Annotated in this window: 7 protein-coding genes; 2 read left to right on the top strand and 5 right to left on the bottom strand. The window is 51.0% G+C overall.

Going from position 1 to position 8571, the window contains the following annotated elements:
- Nucleotides 1-352: 352 nt before the first annotated feature.
- Nucleotides 353-988 (top strand): outer membrane beta-barrel protein, encoded by a 636-nt coding sequence (locus ACNRUY_RS25125; protein WP_488114412.1) that lies wholly within the window; start codon nucleotides 353-355, stop codon nucleotides 986-988.
- A gap of 313 nt (nucleotides 989-1301) precedes the next feature.
- Nucleotides 1302-1613, top strand: a complete 312-nt coding sequence (locus tag ACNRUY_RS25120; protein WP_488114411.1) for a YhbY family RNA-binding protein — start codon at nucleotides 1302-1304, stop codon at nucleotides 1611-1613.
- Nucleotides 1614-1671: 58 nt separating this feature from the next.
- Here ACNRUY_RS25120 and ACNRUY_RS25115 read toward each other — a convergent pair whose 3' ends face one another.
- From ACNRUY_RS25115 to dapB, 5 genes are all read right to left on the bottom strand, one after another.
- Complete coding sequence (locus ACNRUY_RS25115) at nucleotides 1672-2268, bottom strand: hypothetical protein (RefSeq protein WP_488114410.1); 597 nt, start codon at nucleotides 2266-2268, stop codon at nucleotides 1672-1674.
- Nucleotides 2269-2474: 206 nt separating this feature from the next.
- The gene (gene greA / locus ACNRUY_RS25110) at nucleotides 2475-2951 is read right to left on the bottom strand and encodes a transcription elongation factor GreA (RefSeq protein WP_488114409.1); all 477 of its coding nucleotides are present in this window, start codon (nucleotides 2949-2951) and stop codon (nucleotides 2475-2477) included.
- Nucleotides 2948-6169 carry a carbamoyl-phosphate synthase large subunit gene (carB, locus tag ACNRUY_RS25105; protein ID WP_488114408.1) on the bottom strand — a complete coding sequence of 1074 codons (3222 nt, stop codon included), beginning with the start codon at nucleotides 6167-6169 and terminating at the stop codon, nucleotides 2948-2950. Before carB ends, greA begins: the two co-directional genes overlap by 4 nt.
- A gap of 31 nt (nucleotides 6170-6200) precedes the next feature.
- The gene (carA, locus tag ACNRUY_RS25100; RefSeq protein ID WP_488114407.1) at nucleotides 6201-7337 is read right to left on the bottom strand and encodes a glutamine-hydrolyzing carbamoyl-phosphate synthase small subunit; all 1137 of its coding nucleotides are present in this window, start codon (nucleotides 7335-7337) and stop codon (nucleotides 6201-6203) included.
- Between the two features lie 219 nt (nucleotides 7338-7556).
- Nucleotides 7557-8360, bottom strand: a complete 804-nt coding sequence (dapB, locus tag ACNRUY_RS25095) for a 4-hydroxy-tetrahydrodipicolinate reductase (RefSeq protein ID WP_488114406.1) — start codon at nucleotides 8358-8360, stop codon at nucleotides 7557-7559.
- Between the last annotated feature and the right edge of the window lie 211 nt (nucleotides 8361-8571).

Below are 8571 nucleotides of genomic sequence, written 5' to 3'. Positions count from 1 at the left end.
TGATTAGTATGAATCATAAGGGTTACCTTTTTACGATTTAGATTTCAGTGATTTCACCCTCTATCTAAATCGGTAACCCTTCCCTTTTTTGAAGAGGGAATTGTCAGATCAGATCTGAACTAATGCACAATAGGTAAAACAAAAAGGCATTTACCAAAAAGATGACTTCTTATATAATTTTAAACTTAAAGCACAAAGCGACACATGCTCACTATAAATCCAATCTGGCAATCGTGATCTTTAACCAAAGATTAAGAAGTAACCCCAATACAAATACCACCCCACCCTGCATACATTAACGAATTCACTACCTGCCATCAGGTTTTTCCATTTATTCGGAAGCAGGCCTTACATGCTTAAAAAAATCGTCTCTTTAACTCTAATTTCTTCTGCATTTTCATTTTCCACTGCAGCTATGGCAAACGATTGGTTTACTTCCATTTATGCAGGAAAGGCTTTTCAGAAAACGGATTTTAATGCGCCTCAAGATAGCATTAACGGCTTTGACGTTAATAACCAACCTTCAACCCTTGGCTTGAGCGGTGGCGCTTTTATCAACAACAACGTACGAGTGTACGCCTCCGTAGAAGGTGGCAAAGACTCCGATAGATTCGAAATTCAAAACACACGCAATAAAACAAAAGTTAATAACCTGGGCCTGAGCCTGTCTGCGGATTATGTGGGTAATCTGCCGAACCTGCAGTCCACACAGTTTTTTGTGGGAGGAACAATTGGCTACAACGAAATGAAGGCTGAAGTAGAAACTGAGTGGCCCAGCGGTCGAAGAGAAAGTGACAGCAACAAAGATCGCGCACTGAACTACGGTCTGCAGCTGGGCCTGATCCAGACCTTCAATCAAAACTTCTCTGCTGAGCTGGGCTACCGCTACAAAATCATGAACAACAGCGTGAAGCTGTTTGATGACGCCGTTGAGGTAAAACAGAAAAACCAGGGCCTTGCCTACGTCGGCCTGAGCTATCGTTTCTGAGAACAGCTGCCCGAAAGAGGTCGATTTTCTTCAGCGCAGAAAATCGACCCAGGCCAGCATACCGCACAAACCCCAAAGGAGCCGATGGACGAAAGTCTTAACCCTCCTCCTTACAAGCTCTTCCATATCAAATCATAACAGGATAAGATCCAGCGCTTTTTCAACCCACACATGATGCACCTCACACGCCCTGACTACGGCAGCCCTCCTGCACCTCAGCATCTCTTAAAAGGTATGTCCGCGGATTGCAGGAACGCAAAACCTCTGACAGGCACAGGTGTTCTCAGCTAACCATCAGCCTGGAATGATCAAAATGAGTTTGAACGCCGCCAAAAAGAAGCACTTCCGTACAATTGGCCACAACCTGAAACCTGTGGTCATGGTCGCCGACAAAGGCCTTACTGAAGGAGTCGTCGAGGAAACCCTTCGCGCCCTGAACGACCATGAGCTGATCAAGGTAAAGTTTGCCATTGGCGACCGGGAAGCCAAACAGCAGCTGATTGATCAGCTGATCTCTGAAACCGGAGCGGAACTGGTCCAGACCATTGGCAAGATTGCCCTGATCTTCAAGGCCGCTGACAAACCAAACCCTCAACTGTCCAACCTGTTAAGACCCCACGAGTAATAACTCTATCGAGCAACTGTTGGTGAATGGGTACACCCCTGCCACCAACAGAGGCGACTTACTTTCCGAATGAGTTTAAATCTGGCAACCCCTGAAACTCAAAATTAACCGGTGAAAGAGATGCCTCTGTTTCAAAATAACAACAAAAACTCACCAGATTGGTGGGCAACTGGTCCCGATTAAAATAAAGATTTTCACACCCAGGCAATATTGTTTGAGTATCTCTAGTAATACAAACCTTTTTATCATCCACAAGAAGAGGCATCCCACCATTCATGTCCATAAGCGGGAAAACAACCCCCGGAAGCCGCCTGACAACATGATCTGCAGGCTTAACCTCCAACGGATAATCCAGTTTTTTACCGAGAACAAAACGCTCTGATTGAACAGCAACTTCTGAAGCATCAACAGCTTCTGACGCAAAACTCTGATTTCCACCAGGGAATAAAGCCCCATATAAATCCTTATGAACCCGATACGATTTAATATAATCCGCTCTTCGCTGATCAGGAGAGAAAGCGATGACACTCTCTATCATTGCTTTTAAACCAGCCTCACTCAATAGTTCTTTACACTGCTCAACAGTTAATGCATAAGCAAAACTACCAACCAGCATTGAAAGAAATAAAAAGAATACTGTTAACCATTTACTCATCTGATAGCCGAACCTAAATTCAAACATTAGAGAATTATAGACTCAAATAAAAATCATCATCGCATTTTTTATTAAAATTTAGACCAAAACTCTACAGGAGTTTCAATCCAATTCAGACCAAAAGCCCAACCTTAAATTCAGCTATTGAAAAAAACCGGCCATAAAGACCGGTTTTTTTTTCAAAGCCAATTGATAAAAGACTTTTGTCAGATATGCTTCACTTCATCAATCTCATACTCAACCCCACCGGAAGGCGTGTTGACCACCACTACATCCCCTTCTTCCTTGCCAATCAGGGCACGGGCGATGGGAGAGTTGACCGAGATTTTGTTCTCCTTGATGTCCGCCTCATCATCCCCGACGATTTTGTACGCCACTTCTTTGTCATCATCGATGTTAATCAACATGACCGTGGTGCCAAAAATCACCTTACCCGTTTTGGCGATGGAGGTGATATCAATCACCTGGGCATTGGACAACTTGGCCTCAATCTCGTTAATACGACCTTCCGTAAAGCTCTGCTGCTCACGGGCCGCGTGGTACTCGGCGTTTTCCTTCAGGTCACCCAGCTCCCGGGCCTCAGCGATAGCCTGGGAGATACGCGGACGCTCTACCCCTTTCAAATGAGCCAGTTCTTCACGGAGGGCCTTCTCACCCTCCACGGTCATGGGTATTCGATTCATCCAACCTTACCTTCGTGTAAATCCTGAAGTCGCCTGACCAGCCTCTCCGAACCAAAGGCGATAGCCCTGGCAATCGCTTCTGCTCCCGCCATTGTGGTTGTATATAGCACTTTATTGGTTAATGCGGAGCGCCGGATGGTATAGGAATCGGCAATGGCCTGACGACCTTCAGTGGTGTTGATCATGAAGGCTATATCACCATTGACGATCATGTCCACCAAATGCGGTCTTCCCTCATGCACCTTGTTAATTGCCGTAACCGGCAGTCCGGCTTCCTCAATCACCCTGGCGGTTCCGGAAGTAGCCAGCAGCTCAAAGCCAGTATCCATCAACAACCGTGCCAGCATAGGCACTTCAGGTTTATCAAAGTCACGGACCGACAGAATCACCTTGCCACCCTGGGGTAACTTCATGTTTTCTGCCAGCTGCGCCTTATGGAAAGCTTCCGGGAAGGTCGCACCCACCCCCATCACCTCTCCGGTGGATTTCATCTCAGGCCCCAGGATCGGGTCCACACCCGGGAACTTATTGAAGGGGAAAATTGCCTCTTTGACGCTGTAATAAGGCGGCACAATCTCTTTGGTAAAGCCCTGTTCTTCAAGGCTTTTGCCCATCATAACCCGGGCTGCGATCTTGGCCAGGGAGTGACCGATGCACTTGGAAACAAACGGAACCGTCCGGGACGCCCGCGGGTTAACCTCGATCACATAAATCCGGTCATCCTGGATCGCCAGCTGAACATTCATCAGCCCCACCACACCCAGCTCCATGGCCATGGCCCGAACCTGTTCCCGAATCATATCCTGATGACGACGGCTCAGACTGTAGGGAGGCAAAGAGCAACTGGAATCACCAGAATGGATCCCGGCCTGCTCAATATGCTGCATAATGGCGCCGATCACCACACGCTCACCGTCGCACACAGCGTCAACATCCACTTCCACTGCCCGGTTAAGGAAGTAGTCCAGCAGCACCGGACTGTCATTGGAAACCTGCACCGCTTCCTTCATATAACGGGTCAGCTCACCTTCCGCGGCCACCACTTCCATGGCCCGCCCACCCAGAACATAAGAAGGACGGACCACCAGGGGATAACCAATCTCAGCGGCTTTCTGAATGGCCTCGTCTTCACTACGAACGGTGGCATTGGCCGGCTGCAGCAGATCCAGCTTCTGAATCATCTGCTGGAAGCGCTCCCGGTCCTCGGCCCGGTCAATGGCCTCAGGGCTGGTACCGATAATAGCTACGCCTTCCGCTTCCAGTGCCCGGGCCAGTTTCAGGGGCGTCTGGCCACCGTACTGAACGATCACGCCAGTGGGCTGCTCAACATCAATAATGGCCAGCACATCTTCCAGAGTCACTGGCTCAAAGTAGAGCCGGTCCGAGGTATCATAGTCGGTGGAAACGGTTTCCGGGTTGCAGTTAACCATGATGGTCTCATAACCATCTTCCCGGGCAGCCAGCGCTGCGTGTACACAGCAGTAGTCAAACTCAATCCCCTGACCGATACGGTTGGGCCCGCCACCGATCACCATGATTTTCTCACGAGCGGAAGGGTCGGCCTCACACTCTTCATCGTAGGAGGAATACATGTACGCCGTCGTGGATTCAAACTCGGCTGCACAGGTATCCACCCGTTTGAACACCGGCTTAATACCAGACTCACGACGATGATTTCTTACTTCAGATTCACGGACACCCAGAAGCTCCGCCAGCCGTGCATCGCTGAACCCTTTCTGTTTGAGCCGGAACAGTCGTTCTTTCGGCATTCCGGACAATTGCTCACCGGTCAGCTTCTGCTCTTCCAGTACAATGTCCTGAATCTGCACCAGGAACCAGGGATCAATCTGGCACTCCGCAAACACCTCCTCCAGAGTAAGCCCGGCACGGAAAGCATCCGCCACGTAGTAAATCCGGTCTGCTTTGGGTGTCACCAGCTCCTGGCGGATAATGGACAGAGCATCAGGATGCTTTGGATCCAGCTGAGGGTTAAAGCCAGTAGCACCGGTTTCAAGACCCCGAAGCGCTTTCTGAACCGACTCCTGGAAGGTCCGGCCAATGGCCATCACTTCACCCACCGACTTCATCTGGGTGGTCAGACGATCATCCGCCTGGGGGAATTTCTCAAAGGCGAACCGTGGAATCTTGGTGACCACATAATCAATGGAGGGCTCAAAGGAGGCAGGAACCACACCACCGGTGATTTCATTCTTCAGTTCATCTAGGGTGTAACCCACCGCCAGCTTGGCAGCAATCCGGGCAATGGGGAAACCGGTCGCCTTGGAAGCCAGGGCGGAAGAGCGGGAAACCCGCGGGTTCATCTCAATCAGCACCATCCTGCCGGTGTTCGGGCAGATACCAAACTGCACATTGGAGCCGCCGGTCTCAACACCAATCTCGCGCAACACCGCAATAGAGGCGTTACGCATGATCTGGTACTCCTTGTCGGTCAGAGTCTGGGCCGGTGCAACGGTGATGGAGTCACCGGTATGAACCCCCATAGGGTCAAAGTTTTCAATGGAGCAGACAATGATGCAGTTATCGTTACGGTCCCGCACCACCTCCATTTCATACTCTTTCCAGCCAATCAGCGACTCATCAATCAACAGCTCATTGGTGGGGGAAAGATCCAGACCCCGGAAGCAGATTTCTTCAAACTCTTCCCGGTTGTAGGCAATCCCCCCACCGGTGCCCCCCATGGTAAACGACGGACGAATGATACAGGGGAAGCCCACTTCATCCAGAACCGCACGGGCCTCTTCCATGGTATGGGCGATTCCGGAACGGGGCGTTTCCAGGCCGATGTTCTTCATGGCCCGATCAAACAGCTGCCGGTCTTCCGCCTTATCGATGGCCTCCTGGTTGGCACCGATCATGGCCACGCCGTATTTTTCCAGAACCCCTTTATGAAAAAGATCCAGGGCACAGTTAAGAGCGGTCTGACCACCCATGGTGGGCAGCACGGCATCCGGGCGCTCTTTTTCAATAATTTTTTCGACGGTTTCCCAGCGGATCGGCTCAATGTAGGTGGCGTCCGCCATGGACGGATCGGTCATGATCGTCGCCGGGTTGGAGTTCACCAGGATCACCCGGTAACCTTCTTCCTTCAGGGCCTTACAGGCCTGGGCGCCAGAGTAGTCAAACTCACAGGCCTGACCAATGATGATAGGGCCGGCTCCGAGAATCAGAATACTTTTGATATCAGTACGTTTAGGCATTTTTCTCTCACGTATAAACAGATTCTGACTATCAGGCGGCTTTAGCCGCTTTCAGCATGTCAATAAAGCGATCAAACAGTACCGCCACATCGTGGGGGCCGGGGCTCGCTTCCGGGTGTCCCTGGAAACTGAAGGCCGGGCGATCGGTGCGCTCAATGCCCTGGAGACTGCCATCAAACAGGGACTTGTGGGTCGCCCTGAGATGGCCGGGCAGAGAATCTTCAGAAACCGCAAAACCGTGATTCTGGCTGGTGATCATCACAGTGCCTTGATCCAGATCCTGAACGGGGTGGTTGGCGCCATGGTGACCAAATTTCATTTTTTCAGTGCTGGCACCACTGGCCAGCGCCAGCAGCTGATGCCCCAGACAAATACCAAACACCGGAAGCTCGGTTTCAAGAATCTCACGAATGGCCTGGATCGCGTAATCACAAGGCTCCGGATCTCCAGGCCCATTGGAGAGAAAAACACCGTCCGGATTGAGTGCCAGAACGTCTTTAGCCGGAGTCTGGGCAGGCACCACGGTCAGTCGACATCCGCGCTGAACCAGCATTCGAAGGATATTCCGCTTCACCCCGAAATCGTAGGCCACCACGTGGTAAGGCAGATCGGTTATTTCGGCATGACTGTCCGTTTCCAGACTCCAGACGCCTTCTGTCCATGGATACGGCTCTGCCGTAGTGACTTCCTTAGCCAGATCCATACCCTTCAATCCTGGAAACTCCCGGGCCTTCGCCAGCGCCAGGGCTTCATCAACAGAGTCACCGGCCATGATGCAACCATTCTGGGCGCCTTTCTCCCGAAGGATTCGTGTCAGCCGCCGGGTATCGATGCCCGCGATGGCAACGATGTTACGGGACCTGAGGTACTCATCCAGAGGCATTTTGTTGCGCCAGTTACTGGCCAGCAGGGGAAGGTCCTTGATCACCAGCCCGGCGGCATGGATCTCAGTGGATTCTTCGTCCTGGGGGGTAATACCGGTATTGCCAATGTGGGGATAGGTGAGGGTTACGATCTGGCGGGAATAGGAGGGGTCGGTGAGAATTTCCTGATAGCCTGTCATGGCCGTATTGAACACCACCTCACCACTGGTTTCGCCATCACAACCAATGGCGATACCCCGGAAAATACTGCCATCTTCCAGAGCTAAAACAGCTGTCTTAGTCAAAGGATCCTCCCCATACTTCAACCTGATTATCCGTGCATTCAATGTCCAGCGACCTGCTGACAGACCCAAAAAAAGCGAGATGTGGATAAACCATCTCGCTTTTCAATGTTCGACCTGTAAGAAGCACTGTTCATTTAAACTAAACGTATAAATTTAATGCAAATTTTTCGCATTTAATCACAGCGCAATAACTAAGTCCATAAAAATCTTCAAACACGGTTATTTCAGCCCAAGAACATCCTGCATGTCATAGAGGCCCGATGACTTGCCGCCAAGAAACCGCACCGCCCTGATGGAACCCCGGGCATAGATCACCCGACTGCTGGCCTTATGGGTAATCTCAACCCGTTCCCCTTCACAGGCAAACAGCACCGTATGATCACCAATCACATCACCAGCGCGAATGGTGGCAAAGCCAATGGTCTCACGATCTCGAGGACCAGTATGCCCTTCACGCCCATAAACGGCACATTTTTCCAAATCACGCCCCAGAGTATCCGCAACCACCTCTCCCATCTTGAGAGCCGTACCGGAGGGGGAATCCACCTTGTGACGGTGATGGGCCTCGATCACTTCAATATCTGCATCCTGATCCAGAATACGGGCTGCGGTTTCCAGCAGCTTGAACACCAGATTGACACCGATGCTCATATTAGGAGCAAACACTATAGCGGTCTCTTCAGCCGCTTCCGCCAGGCGAGCCTTTTGCTCAGAGCTCAACCCGGTGGTACCAATGACCAGGCCCTTGCCATACTCACGGCAGAGTTCAACGTTCTTCATGGTCAGGTCTGGCGAGGTAAAGTCGATCAGCACATCGAAACGATCCACCACTGCAGCAAGGTCATCCGTCAGAGAAACCCCTAACGAACCCACTCCCACCAGCTCACCCGCATCCACCCCCAGCAGACTGCTGCCCGGTTTGACAATGGCCGCTCCCAGCTGGCAGCCCTCATCAGTCGCTACAGCCTCTACCAGCATCCTTCCCATACGACCGGCCGCGCCAACCACTGCTACTCTTGTCACCTTATTATCCCCTTGAGCCCGTCAACAACCATGCAATCCAATTCCGATGACAGTCTAACCGAACCCTTTCAAACAGCAAGCACAGGCGCTGTTCAAATTAAGTGTTGCTCTACCCAATGTATAGAAACTTGATCTAAAAAAGCCTCCTCTGAGAAGAGTTGAGTTTTAAGAAACCTTTTCCACCCGAGGTAACGAGACAGGTATTTTGTTG

The organism is Endozoicomonas sp. Z74 (genome assembly GCF_057680865.1).
This window is presented reverse-complemented; position numbering and strand designations above follow the sequence as displayed.